Consider the following 12,335-nt stretch of genomic DNA (forward strand, 5'->3'; position numbering starts at 1 on the left):
CAGGGGACGGGGAGGAGCCTTCACCGACAACCGCGGGAGGCTCGCGTGGCGGAAGGCAGACGGCTTCCTTCGCGCCAGGGACCACGCTCACACAGCGCCACTCGGGCAAGCATTCGGCGCTGGATTGACATCGACGGCTGCACACGTAGCCCGAGCCGCGCTCCGGTCGGGCATGCACACATACCTGGCTGAGACACTCCGAGGCACCGTGCGCGCTGCAGTCCTCACCGATTTGTTTGTTCGCTGCCTGATCCGTAGGAGTGGGCCGCCACTCGCTCACCACGGTCCGGGGTCCATCATCGGTTTTCGGTAGCGACTCCGCCCGGCTCTTATCAGGTGCCGGGTTGCACGCCACCAGTCCCACGAGGAGCAGAACACTTGCTGCCAGACTCCTCGAACCCACCTTCCCCATTCGGGGCCACGCCATCACCAATACCGACATCATCCCTCACGTGACAGAGCATTGATTGAACTGGAATGCCAGGTCACGTGTGTCAATAGCCGAGGCTTGTCCGACAAACAAGTCCCCCTTGGGAGACATTCTTTCCTTGTCCCGATGTCACATCCTGGGTTCGGCCAGGAGCGCGGCGCCAATGGCTCCCGACAGGTCTCCCAGTTCCGCCACGTGGATCAATGGGGCGCGCTCGGGGATGAACAGGTGGGGATACATCGACTCGGCGATACGCCCTGCATACTCAGGCCCGAGCCGCGTCCCGAGTCCTCCACCCAGAATCACGGCCTCGACGTCCAACAGATTGATGGCAGACGCGATGGCGGCGCCGAGCATCTCGATGGCTCGGTCAATCAACGCGATGGCCAGTCCATCCTTCTTCTGCAGGGCGGTCATCCAGACACCGCTCGACAACCGAGGGCGGCCTTTGTCTCGCATGATGTCGAAGAGTTGGGTGCGTCGCCCACGATGCACTTCCTTGCGCGCCTTGCGCTCCATGGAGGCACGTCCCGCATACGCCTCCAGACATCCCCGTCGCCCGCACCCGCAGAGCGCGCCATCGGGCTTCACGACCATGTGGCCGATCTCTCCCGCGCCGCCGCGCCCACGCCAGGGCGTGCCATCCAGCACCAACCCACCCCCCACCCCCGTGCCCCACCACACGCCCAGCACCGAGCGATAGGGACGGCCCGCGCCCAGTCGATACTCGGCCGCCACGGCCACCTGGACGTCATTGCCGAGCACCACCCGCCCTTTCACCAGGTCGCCCAGGTCCGCGGCCAGGGGATAGGGCTTCTCCCAATCCGCAACCACGTTGGTGGCGTGCGCAAGCGTGCCGTGATTGGCATCCACCGAGCCCGGAGCCCCCACCCCAATGCCTGACAGCCGAGGCGTCGCCAGCCCCGCGGAGATCGCCGCTTCCTCCAGGGTGCCGTACATCTCCCGGACGACCTCACCCGGCCCCCCCTTGCCTGGCGTTGGGTGACGCGCCTGACCGAGCACCTCGCCGCGTGCATCCACGACCACGGCTTCGATCTTCGTGCCTCCCAGGTCGATGCCGCCCCAGACGCGCAGCTTGCCCGTGCGGGCCTTGGCGGTCCTCGGCATCGTCCGCGGCTTCTTCCGCGTCACACGAGACGTCGTCGTCTTTCTCGTGGCCATTCATGCCTCCCAGTCGCGGCAACCAGGCCCTGGCGCCCTCCGCAATCTGGTCAGCACCGCTGTCGACTGAGGGCCGACGTCCGGGCCAGCCCTCGGCGGGCCGCATGGGCCTGGGGCACACGAACACACCTCAGCGCGCCCCCTGGGTCCTCCGCAGCTCGCCTATGTGGACACAGGCTGAAACAAGAGGTTCGGAGCCAGCGCCGCCACCGACAGACCATGAAGGGTCTGCGAAGCGGGAACCTCCGCGTAGCCCACGGACGCCAACAACGCCATCACCTCGTCGCGGCTGGAGCCCGCGCGGCGAAGCAGTGAGTCCACCACCTCGATGACGAGCAGGCGGGGACGCCGCGCCTTCAGCGTGGCCAACATGCCGCGCAAGACCTCGGCCTCCGCGCCCTCGACGTCCATCTTCAGCACGTCCCACCGCTCCAGCGGGCGCGCCTCCGCCCAAGCATCGAACGTCGTGACCTGCACCGCGATGGCTTGCTCCCCAGTGCCGTACAACGAACGCACGCCGACATCGTGCGCCCCCAGCTCCGCCGAGCTGCGGAGCTGGGCGGTGCGGGGGCGGTCTCCCAGCGCGACCTGCACGACCTCCAGGCTCTCGGCCACGCCGTTCCGCAGAGCGACCCGTCGCAGCCGCTCGGCGGTGTCCGGCGCCGCCTCGAAGGCAAACACCCTCCCGCGAGAACCGTCCTGGAGCATCCGCGCCACGGGCAGACAATGAACCCCGATGTTCGCCCCGACATCCACCAGCACACCGCCGCCCCGCAGCTCCGCCATGAGCAGGGCATGCAGCTCTGGCTCGTAGGAGCCACAGAAGAAGAGGTGGCGCTGGAGGTTGTCTCCCAGCATCACCTCGAAGCGGATGCCGTCATACGTCACGGAGAACGGCTTCTTGCTGTAGCTGAAGTGGCGGATCAGCCGAGCATGGAAGGTCCGCGCCAGCCCCGACTGGGTGCTCCAGGGATACACCCCGCGAGCCACGTGTCCCACGGCGCGAACAATGGTCTTCTTCACTCAGCTTCCCCTTTCACCGTCTCGAAGCAGCGCCCGGTAGAACCCCACCACATCCTCGCGCTCGCGCTCCGGAGCGTACTCCCGATGCACGAACTCCGAGGCACGCCGCGACATCGCCTCGAAGCGCGCCGGCTCCTCGCGATGGAGCCCCATGGCCTCCTCGACGCGCTGACTGAAGGCCACGATGTTCCCTTGCTCCACGGGCATCGACCACTCGGGGCGGAGGAACTCACGCCCGCCTTGCCCATGGAAGCCCACGACCAGACAGCCGCACGCCATCGCCTCCACTGGAGGGAGCCCGAAGCCCTCTTGATGGCTGAAGGTGAGGAACAGCGCCGAGCCTCGCAGCGCCTCCGCCACGCGCGCCGGAGCAAGTCCTTGCAAGATGTCGACGTCCCAGCCGCTCAGGCTGCCGCGCGCGCGCAGCATTTGCAGCACCTGGACCGCGTCCTCTCGGTTGCGACGCGACATGAGCGCGATGCGACGGCGCGACCCGCGTCCCCTCGCATGAAAAAGCGAGGGGTCCACCGCGGGGTGGACGCGCTCCACGCGGAGGGACGGGAACGCATAGCGCAGGTAGGCGGCGCTGTCTTCGGAGACGACCAGCACGGCGCTCAGGTCCGGGTTGTCTTGATAGGGCGAAGGCGCGGTGTCCGTGAGTCCGGCACGCGCGAAGGTGAGATAGGCCCCCTGATTGAAGATGACCTGTCGGACGCCCCGAGGCAGACGGCGGATGGAGGCGCCGTACACCTCCGGCACCACCAGGATGTCCCGGGCGCCGACAGGCGTGGTGGGGACGTGGCGGATCCGCGTGCGGTGTTCGAACCAGGTGCACGCAAAGCCCGGTCGCGAATGGAGGACCGCGGCGGAGATCCCCGCCTGCTCGAGCAGGTCCACATGGCGGTACAGCGTGCGGATGCCTCCGCTCGGCTCGTCATAGTCCGGCGTGAGGAAGTAGACAGTGGGCGGTGTCGTCCGCGGGCCGTCCAGCCGCCGCAGCAGAGGAACCTCGGCGCCCGCGGGCCGGGCCATGCCCAGGCGCCGCAGCGCGGAGCGGGCCACACCGCGAAGAAGGGCTCGCGGGTCCAATGGGCTCACGTGTCCTCCTCTCCGGCGCGGGGGTCGCGTCCAGTCAAACGAACGCGGGTGATTAGCCGACGCGGTGGAGAGCGACAAGCGGCAAGGAGGGTCGAACTTGGATGCTCCCCTGGCCCACCTGCATGCACGGGCCCTGTCCCGGCCGTCGCTTGTCCCGTCCGCTCCCGGCGCATACGCTGCCGCGCTCTCCATCGCGACCATTCATGAGCAGCCGTCCCGCATCGAATCCGGAGCAGGCCCGGTCTGACGTCAAGACTCGCGCCTTCCGTTCCATCGTCGCCCTGACCCTGCGCACGTTCGCGTCCCAGGGGCTGCGCGTCATCAACGCCCTCGTTCTTTCCCGGCTGCTGTTCCCATCCGACTACGGGGCGTTTGGCATTGTCGCCTTCGCGACGTCACTCGGCGCCTATCTGGGCGACCTGGGGCTGAGCGCCTCTTTGGTGCGCCAGTCGCATGAGCCCACCGAGGACGAGACGACCACCGCGTTCTGGAGCCATCAGGCCCTGACCAGCACCATCGTGGCGCTGCTCCTGGTGCTCGCGCCGCTCGTCTCGAACGCGTACGACCTGGGCCCTTCCGGCACGCCCATGGTGTGCGCCATGGCGGTGGGCCTGTTCTTCTCCTCGCTCCGCGTCATCCCCATGATGATGCTGGAGCGCCATCTCCACTTCCCCGCCGTGGCGAGGATGGAACTCGTCGAGGGACTGACCCAAACCGGGACGACCATCGCCCTGGCCCTCCTCGGCTGGGGCCCGTGGGCGCTGGCGCTCGGAGGGCTCGTGCGGGGCGCGGTGGGACTGGTGATTCTCTGGAGCGCCTCGCCGTGGCGTCCCCGAGGCCGGTTCCGCAAGGACATCCTCCAGCGCCTGCTGGGCTTCGGCATCTGGTTCCAGTTGGGAGGCATCATCCCCGCCATCCTCTCGGGATGGATTCCGCTCATCGTCGGCAAGCTGCTGGGGAAGGACGCGGTGGGATTGGTGAACTGGGCGTGGGCGCTCGCGTCGGTGCCGTTGATGGTTAGCGGCATCCTCAACCGCGTCGCGTATCCGGCGTACAGCCGCATGCAGGAGGACGGAGCCGGGCTGGCGGAATACCTGCGCACCTCCATCCGGCGCATCAGCGCGGTGCTGTGTCTGGCCATTCCCTTCGGCGTCATCGCGTTGCCCATGCTCATCCCCGTCATCTTTGGTGAGCGATGGCGGCCCGCCGCCCCGCTGGTCCAGTGGTACACGCTGGAGGCCACGCTCATGGCGGTGCACGGGCTGCTGTGCTCGCAGCAGAACGCGAGCGGGCAGGCGCGTGAGCGCGTCTACGTCACCACCGTGTCGAGCATCCTGCGCGCGGGCTTGGGGACGCTCGCGGTGATGCACCTGGGCATCGTCGGCATCGGCATCATGGGCGCGGCCATGACGCTGACGGAGCTGTGGCTCACCGCTTGGATGGTGGCCCGCCGCAGCCCGCACCTGACCGGGCTGGAGGCGGAGGTGATGGAGCCCTTCCTGACCGTGGGCGCGCTGCTGGCTTTCGCCGTGGCGGTGGCGCGCTTCGCCACCGGCGCGCAGGGGCCGCTCGTCCAGGCGCTCGTCGCGGGCGGTGCGCTGGCGCTCGGCGTGGTCGCCCGCGAGCGACTGCGCAGGGGACTGTCTCTGATGGGCGAGGTGCGCTCGGTCGTCCAGTACGTGCGGTCGAGGCGGGCCGCCTCGTGACCCACTCCGAGCCAGGCGAGCGGCCAGGACTCGCCGCGCTCACGGGACTGCGCTTCCTCGCCGCCATGGGCGTGCTGGGCTTTCACTACTACTGCGGCCCTTGCGAGCCCCACCTGCCCGCCTGGGTGGGGCACCTGCTCGGCGCCGGGTTCACCACGGTCAGCCTCTTCTTCATCCTGTCTGGATTCATCCTCGCCTACACGTACCTGGACGCGACCGGGAGCTTCCGCGGCTCTCTGACGGCCTTCATCCGGGCCCGCTTCGCGCGCCTCTATCCCATCTATGTCGTGGCGTTGGCGGTGGAGCTTCCGTTCTTCATCCGCTCCATCCAGCTCACCGAGCCCAAGGCGAGCGCGGTCGAGGTCTGCCGCCACTCGGCCGCCACGCTGACGCTCACCCAGGCCTGGGGCATGGATGTCTCGCGCCCCATCTGGAACATCGTCGCGTGGACCCTGTCGGTCGAGACCTTCTTCTATGCGGTCTTCCCTCGCCTCGGCCCCGCGCTCGCGCGACTGCGCACGCCGCGCCTCCTCGCGGTGGCCGTGGGCGCATGGCTGCTGGGACTCAGTCCCCATGCCGCGTCGCGGGTCGAGTCCGGGTGGAGCCCCCAGGACACGCTGCCCCTCCTGCGCTCGGTACTCAGCGGTTGGAGCCGAGGACTGGCCTTTGCCATTCCGCTCGCGCGACTTCCGGAGTTCGTCATTGGCGTCTGCCTGGGCATTCTCTTTCTTCGCGCGCCCCAGCCCTCGGGGAGTCCGCGCATGCGCACCCTCGGCGTCCTCGCGACAGGGAGCGCGCTGGCTGGCGCGGTCTTGCTGACCGATGCCCCGCCCTCGCCGCTCTTGCAGAGCGCGGTCCTGGTGCCCTTGTTCGCGCTGCTCATCTTCCTCTTCGCGGGTGGGATTGCATGGCGGGGCTTGGGGCTGGCGACGCGCGGGCTCGCCCTCCTGGGCGGCGCCAGCTACGCGCTCTACATGACGCACGGCGCGGTGCTGAACTCGCTGCTCGCGCTCAACACGCGCACCCTGGGGCTCGCGCACAACACTGTCGCCTTGCTGGCCATGCCCTTCGCGGTGCTGCTCTCCGTCCTGCTCTTCCGCTTCATCGAGGAGCCCGCGCGAGCGTGGCTCCGACGCCCCCGCCCCGCGCGCTCCGTCGCGAGCCCAGCGCCCACCGGAGACTGAGCCCCGCGAACTAACCGTCGCGTCCTCGACGCATCATGGAGGTGGCGAGCACATACGGAGGGAAGCCCAGCATGTATCGCCAGCGGGGGACCTCCAGGTGATAGGCGAGGCTCCTGCGATACAAGTCCAGCGCCAGACCCCAGCGACGATGCGCGAGCATCCAATGGGTCACGTGACGCAGGCCGAAGAGCAGCATCAGCAGCCGCTCCCGCCGCCGCGACGCGCCTCCGGGATAGTGCCCCTGTTGCTCCTGCTCCATCAGGAACACGGTGCCCTCATGGCCACGCTCCAGGTCGGTGGAGGAGGAGCCCGAGTGCCTGCGATAGCCCAGCGTCACAGGTGCTTCGATGAACGCGAATCCTGGCTCGACGCCCAGGCGGTACAACAGGTCGTAATCCTCGGCCACGATGCGCCGCGCACAGAAGCCCCCCACGCGCCGCAGGGCCTCGGTGCGCACCGCCACGGCGCACGCGGTCCGGATGAAGCGGGCCTCCGCGCTGGCCAGATAGTCGGCGAAGAACCGCGTCCGCAGCGGCTCGGACTCCTCGCCCGTCAACGCCATCGGGTCCGTGAAGGTCTTGGCCTGCCCCATCACGACCGCGGGGCCACCGTGCATCCGGATGGCCTCGCGATACGTCGACAGCGTCCAGGGGAACCAGAGGTCATCGCTGTCCAGGAAGACGACATACTCGCCACGCGCTTCCCGAATGCCCAGGTTGCGCGCCATGCCCTGCCCCGCGTTCGCCTGCCGCAGCACGCGCACTCGGTCGCCCAGGCGGGCCAACGAGGCCAACGTGTCGTCGGTGGAGCCGTCATCGATGACGAGCACCTCGTAGTCGGTGTCGTCCTGCGCGAAGACCGAGGCGAGGGTCTCTTCCAACAACCGCGCGCGGTTGTACGTGGGAATGACGACGGAGAAGTAGGGCATCCCCGGTCGCCTCAACCCACGCGCGTGCGCAGCCCCATCTGGGCGATGCGCGCGAAGGTGGACAACTGCCGCTTGTACTCCGCGAGGGTCGAGCGCTGGCGCAGGAGGGTCTGCGTCAGCACCGCCGAGTTGTAGGGCAGTGTCCCCACGAGGATGAGCCGCAGCAGCGCCTCATGCATGCGGCCATGGTGCTTGCGGAAGTACGCCAGCCGGGTGCGCCATAGCTCCACGCGGACCTTGTCCGGTCCCGTCACGGAGGGGCGGAACGAGCGGCTGGTCAGGTGCGTAATGACCGCTTCTGGACAGAATGCCACCTCCCATCCCGCCCCCCAGGCCCGGACGCACCAGTCGGTGTCCTCGGTGTTGCCCAGCGGGGACATCACCTCGTCGAGCAACCCCACGTCACGCAGGCACTCTTCGCGGACGACGATGCAGGCGCCGAGCACCCAGTTGACCCGCGCCTCCTCCTGGCCGAACTGCGCCGGGTCGATGTTCCGCCCCTTCAGGAAGTGCAGCGGGCGCGGGAGGAAGACCAGGTCGAACAGGGCCCCCGACAGCGACATGGGGCGGAACGTGCAGTTCTGGATGGTGCCGTCCGCGTTCAGCAGACGCGCGCCCGCCATACCCACGCGCGGGTTCTCATCCATGAAGCGAACCAGGGCGTCGAAGGCCCCTTCGTGGACGAGGGTGTCATCGTTGAAGATGCAGACGTACCGGCCTTCGGCCTGCTTCAGCACCTGGTTGTGGTTGGCCGAGAACCCCTTGCGCTCCGTATTGAAGAGCCAGCGCACGGAGGGGAAGTCGCGCTGCATCTCCGCCACGCCGCGCCCGTCCGTCGCGTTGTCCACGACCCACACCTCGTACGAGATGTCGTGGGTGGTCGCGTGCAACGTGCGCAGGCAGTCGTGCAGCAGGTGAGGGTTGCTGTGATTGACGATGGAGATGACAAGGTCGGGCTTCTTCATGCGTCGCGAGTCGGACCGTAGCGGGCGACTCCAGGGACCTCAAGCGGACTGCGCCGACATGTTTCCCCTTCGCCACCGGAGGCGGTGTAAGACACCCGCGCTCGCCGGACGCTCCGGCATGCCCGCCTGCCCTGCGCTCGGGTGACCTTCGCGTGCACGACGCCCCTCCAGACTGGCACCTGCTGACCGGTGAGTATCCGCCCCAGCCCGGCGGGGTCGGCGACTACACCCGCCTCGTGGCCGAGGCCCTGGCGCGCACGGGGGCCAGCGTCCATGTGTGGGCGACAGGGCCCGAGGGCGTCACGGACGAAGCGGGCGTCACCGTGCACCGCGCGCCGCGCCTCTTCACGTCGGGCCTGCCCGGACTCACCCGTGCGCTGGATGCCTGCCGCGCCCCGCGTCGGTTGCTGCTGCAGTACGTCCCACACGCCTTCGGCATGAAGGCGATGAACCTGCCCTTCTGCGCCTGGTTCGCGTCGCGACGGCACGACGAGCGATGGGTCCTCTTTCACGAGGTGGTCTATCCCTTCGAGTCGGGGGCGCCCCTTCGACGGCACGTCCTCGCGGGGGTCACCCACGCGATGGCGCGATGGGTGGCGAGCACCGCTGACCGCGTCTTCGTCTCCATCCCTTCGTGGGCCGCGCCCTTGCCCGGCGATGCACGTCGCCGAGCGGAGTGGCGCCCCGTCCCCAGCAACCTCCCGACCCAGGCGCCGGAAGACCGGGTGCGGGAGGCGCGGGCCGCGCTGGGAACCGGCCCCGTGCTGGGCCACTTCGGGACCTATGGGCCGAGCATCACGGGACTGCTGGAGCCGCTCCTCGTCCGCATCCTGAGCGGAGACACACGGCGACTGGCGGTGCTGCTCGGACGCGGCTCGCTCGCCTATCGCGCGGCCCTCGCGGAACGGCATCCGGAACTGGCCGATCAGCTCCGCGCGCTCGACGCGCTGGCCCCCGCTGACGCGGCGGTCCACCTCAAGGCCTGTGATGTGCTGTTGCAACCGTATCCGGATGGCGTCAGCAGCCGCCGCGGGAGCGCCATGGCGGGCCTGGGGTTGGGCATGCCGCTGGTCACCAACACCGGGCACCTCACGGAGCCGCTCTGGCGCGAACTGCGCCCCGTGGAGCTCACGGAGGGACACGACCCCATCGCGATGGCCACGGCCACCGAGCGACTGCTCCGCCACCCCGACAAGCGCCACGCCCTGGCCACACGCGCGGCCGAGGTCTACCAGGCACACTTCGCGCTGGAGCGCACGCTGGAGGCCCTGTTCGCGTCCACGACAAAGAGGCCAGTTCGATGACGGAGCGACGCACTCCCTTGCGGCTGGCGCTGCTGCTCGATCCCCGGGAAGAGGGCTGGCCCAGCATGGATCTGGTGGGCGAGGCCCTCCACGAGCAACTCGCATCGCGCCCCGACGACGTCGCGGTCACCCGGATGCGACCCAGCATCCCCGCCATCGCGCGGCGCCTTCCTCGCGTGGGTGAGCGAAATGCCGCGCTCAACGTGGATCGGCTCGTCACGCGCTTCGGGCTCTATCCGGCACGGGCCCTGCTCGAGCGCGCGCGGCAGGACGCGTTCCACGTCGTGGACCACTCCTACGCACAGCTCGCGCACGCGCTGCCCGCGGCTCGCACAGGGGTCTTCTGTCACGACCTGGATGCGTTCCGCTCCGTGCTGGAGCCCACGCGGGAGCCCCGCCCCGCCTGGTTCCGGCTGATGGCGCGAACGAGCCTCCAAGGCTTGCGGCGCGCCGCCATTGTCTTCCACAGCACGCAGGCCATCCGCGAGGAACTGCTGCGCCACGACGTAGTCGACGCCGAACGCCTCGTGTGGGCCCCCTATGGGGTTTCGCCCGAGTACCGGCCGGAATCACAGCCAGGAGATGACAGCGACGCCCTGCTCGCACCGCTGCGCGGCCGGCCGTACCTGCTGCACGTGGGCAGCTCCATTCCGCGCAAGCGCCTGGATGTCCTCTTCTCCGTCTTCGCCGCGCTGCGCGTCCGGCATCCGGACTTGATGCTGGTGCAGCAAGGGGGGGGCCTGAGCCCGTCTCAGCGGGAGCACGTCGCCCGGCTGGGCCTCGGCGACGCCCTCCTCCAGCCCCCACGACAAGAACGAGCGACCCTGGCGGGGCTGTATCGCCGAGCCCGAATGGTCCTCGTGCCCAGCGAGGCGGAGGGCTTCGGGCTGCCCGTCATCGAGGCGCTCGCCTGTGGCGCGCCCGTGGTGGCCAGCGACCTCCCGGTCCTGCGGGAAGTGGGCGCGGAGGCATGTCACTACTGCCCGGTGGGCGACGTGAGCGCCTGGACAGACGCCCTGGACGCGCTGCTCACAGGACGCAAGCATCCCGCGTCTCGCGACACGCGACTGGCGAGAGCCTCACGCTTCACCTGGAGGGCCCACGCGAACACCGTGCTGGAGGCCTATCGCGAAAGACTTCCAGGCCGAGGCGGAACGGCTTGACCCCCCCGGATGGGTCTGATTCCGTCCCATCGCCTTGCGCATCCTCTTCCTCAACCCGGTAGGCATTCTGGGCGGTGCCGAGCGCGCGCTCCTGGACCTGATGGACTGCTTGCGGCGCGAAGACACGCGCCTCTCGCTCCATCTGCTCGCGGGGACCGATGGGCCGCTGTTGGATGAGGCACGTCGCCTCGGCGTGGAGGCGCGATGGCTCCCCTTGCCCGAGCGACTGTCCGCGCTCGGAGACAGTGGATTGCGCGGACAGGGGCTGCGCCAGACCTGGCGCTTCGCACGCACGCTGGCGCCCACCCCCGCGCTCCTCGCGACCTATGGATGGGAGCTTCGGCGCGAAGTGCAGCGGATCGCCCCGGACCTGCTGCACTCCAATGGCATCAAGACCCACCTGCTGAGCCCCGCCACACTGGGATTGCCCTTGCGGCGCGTGTGGCACGTACATGACTTCCTCGGCGAGCGCCCCTTGGTGCGCCGCGCGCTGCGCGTCCTGCGCCCCCTGGCATCGGCCGCCATCGCCAACTCGCGGGCCGTAGGAGAGGATGCGCGCGCGGTGCTCGGGGAAGTGCCCGTGCAGGTCGTCTACAACGGAGTGGACGTGCAGCGCTTCGCGCCCGGCCCGGGTGATGGCTCGCGCCTGGATGAGCTGGCGGGCCTCCCTCCTTCGCCTGAGAACGTCCTGCGCGTGGGGCTCGTCGCCACCTATGCCCGATGGAAGGGACACGAGGTCTTCCTGGAGGCCGCGGCGCGGCTGCTATCGCAAACACCCGCGGCGCCCTCCACGCGGTTCTATCTCGTGGGCGCGCCGCTCTACCGCACGCCCGACTCCCAGTTCTCCGAGAGCGAGCTGCGGCAACGCATCGCCGTTCACGGATTGGAAGGCCGGGTGGGCCTGGTCCCCTTCCAAGCCGAGCCCGCCGCCATCTACCGCGCGCTGGACGTCTTCGTGCACGCGAGCACGCGCCGCGAGCCGTTCGGCCTGACCATCGCGGAGGCGCTCGCGTGTGGCCGGCCCTCGATCATCTCCCAGTCGAGCGGGGCCGCCGAGGTGCTGCGCGACGGCGACGAGGTCCTCTCCATTCCCTCGGGCGATGCCGGGGCGCTCGCCACCGCGATGCACGCCCTGCTCCACGATTCGGCGCTGAGGGCACGGCTCGGCCAGGCCGCCCGCCATGCGGCGGAGGCGCGCTTCTCTCGCGAGCGCTATGCCCGCGAGGTGCTCGCCGTGTACCGACGGGTCCTGACGCGTCCGTCACTCAAACCGCGGCGCGCCCCTGCTTGACCCGACACCAGGGCTCTGGTTCGGTCATCCCCCCGGGACGCCCCCTGGTGCACGTCGAGGA

General features: G+C 69.3%; 10 protein-coding genes. 5 read left to right on the forward strand and 5 right to left on the reverse strand.

What is annotated here, in order from left to right; translation table 11 throughout:
* Positions 1–559: 559 nt before the first annotated feature.
* The 3 genes from KRR26_RS11980 to KRR26_RS11990 form a co-directional block, all read right to left on the reverse strand.
* On the reverse strand, positions 560–1,558 hold the full coding sequence (locus tag KRR26_RS11980) for an ROK family protein (RefSeq protein ID WP_120209736.1): 999 nt from the start codon (positions 1,556–1,558) through the stop codon (positions 560–562).
* Between the two features lie 216 nt (positions 1,559–1,774).
* A complete protein-coding gene (locus tag KRR26_RS36745) occupies positions 1,775–2,635 on the reverse strand; it encodes an FkbM family methyltransferase (RefSeq protein WP_120209619.1) in 861 nt (286 codons plus the stop codon).
* Positions 2,636–3,733: a glycosyltransferase family 4 protein gene (locus KRR26_RS11990; RefSeq protein WP_147423061.1), complete on the reverse strand. Its 1,098-nt coding sequence runs from the start codon at positions 3,731–3,733 to the stop codon at positions 2,636–2,638.
* A 203-nt stretch (positions 3,734–3,936) separates the two neighbouring features.
* Between KRR26_RS11990 and KRR26_RS11995 the strand changes: the two genes are divergently transcribed.
* Both KRR26_RS11995 and KRR26_RS12000 read left to right on the forward strand, forming a co-directional pair.
* Entirely contained in the window at positions 3,937–5,439 is a 1,503-nt protein-coding gene (locus tag KRR26_RS11995) for an oligosaccharide flippase family protein (protein ID WP_217079860.1), read from the forward strand.
* Positions 5,436–6,623 (forward strand): acyltransferase family protein, encoded by a 1,188-nt coding sequence (locus KRR26_RS12000; RefSeq protein WP_217079861.1) that lies wholly within the window; start codon positions 5,436–5,438, stop codon positions 6,621–6,623. The genes KRR26_RS11995 and KRR26_RS12000 overlap by 4 nt, the downstream gene beginning before the upstream one ends.
* A gap of 10 nt (positions 6,624–6,633) precedes the next feature.
* Here the strand turns inward: KRR26_RS12000 and KRR26_RS12005 are convergent, their stop codons facing one another.
* Together KRR26_RS12005 and KRR26_RS12010 are read right to left on the reverse strand one after the other, a co-directional pair.
* The gene (locus tag KRR26_RS12005; protein WP_120209615.1) at positions 6,634–7,551 is read right to left on the reverse strand and encodes a glycosyltransferase family 2 protein; all 918 of its coding nucleotides are present in this window, start codon (positions 7,549–7,551) and stop codon (positions 6,634–6,636) included.
* Between the two features lie 11 nt (positions 7,552–7,562).
* Positions 7,563–8,516 carry a glycosyltransferase family 2 protein gene (locus KRR26_RS12010; RefSeq protein WP_120209614.1) on the reverse strand — a complete coding sequence of 318 codons (954 nt, stop codon included), beginning with the start codon at positions 8,514–8,516 and terminating at the stop codon, positions 7,563–7,565.
* 152 nt (positions 8,517–8,668) lie between these two features.
* On the opposite strand from KRR26_RS12010, the gene KRR26_RS12015 reads away from it, so the two are divergent.
* From KRR26_RS12015 to KRR26_RS12025, 3 genes are read left to right on the forward strand one after another with little or no spacing between them, the layout of a single operon-like run.
* A complete protein-coding gene (locus KRR26_RS12015; RefSeq protein WP_217079862.1) occupies positions 8,669–9,820 on the forward strand; it encodes a glycosyltransferase in 1,152 nt (383 codons plus the stop codon).
* Positions 9,817–10,983 (forward strand): glycosyltransferase family 4 protein, encoded by a 1,167-nt coding sequence (locus tag KRR26_RS12020; RefSeq protein ID WP_217079863.1) that lies wholly within the window; start codon positions 9,817–9,819, stop codon positions 10,981–10,983. The genes KRR26_RS12015 and KRR26_RS12020 overlap by 4 nt, the downstream gene beginning before the upstream one ends.
* Before the next feature lie 34 nt (positions 10,984–11,017).
* A complete protein-coding gene (locus KRR26_RS12025; protein ID WP_217079864.1) occupies positions 11,018–12,274 on the forward strand; it encodes a glycosyltransferase family 4 protein in 1,257 nt (418 codons plus the stop codon).
* Positions 12,275–12,335 lie beyond the last annotated feature (61 nt).

The sequence above is a fragment of the Citreicoccus inhibens genome (genome assembly GCF_019039035.1).
GTDB classification, from domain to species: domain Bacteria; phylum Myxococcota; class Myxococcia; order Myxococcales; family Myxococcaceae; genus Citreicoccus; species Citreicoccus inhibens.

Bases quoted from the DNA above. Each gene is read 5' to 3' on its own strand.
- KRR26_RS11980 (WP_120209736.1), bottom strand. From the start codon at position 1,558: ATGCCGAGGACCGCCAAGGCCCGCACGGGCAAGCTGCGCGTCTGGGGC.
- KRR26_RS11995 (WP_217079860.1), top strand. From the start codon at position 3,937: ATGAGCAGCCGTCCCGCATCGAATCCGGAGCAGGCCCGGTCTGACGTC.
- KRR26_RS12005 (WP_120209615.1), bottom strand. From the start codon at position 7,551: ATGCCCTACTTCTCCGTCGTCATTCCCACGTACAACCGCGCGCGGTTG.
- KRR26_RS12010 (WP_120209614.1), bottom strand. From the start codon at position 8,516: ATGAAGAAGCCCGACCTTGTCATCTCCATCGTCAATCACAGCAACCCT.
- KRR26_RS12020 (WP_217079863.1), top strand. From the start codon at position 9,817: ATGACGGAGCGACGCACTCCCTTGCGGCTGGCGCTGCTGCTCGATCCC.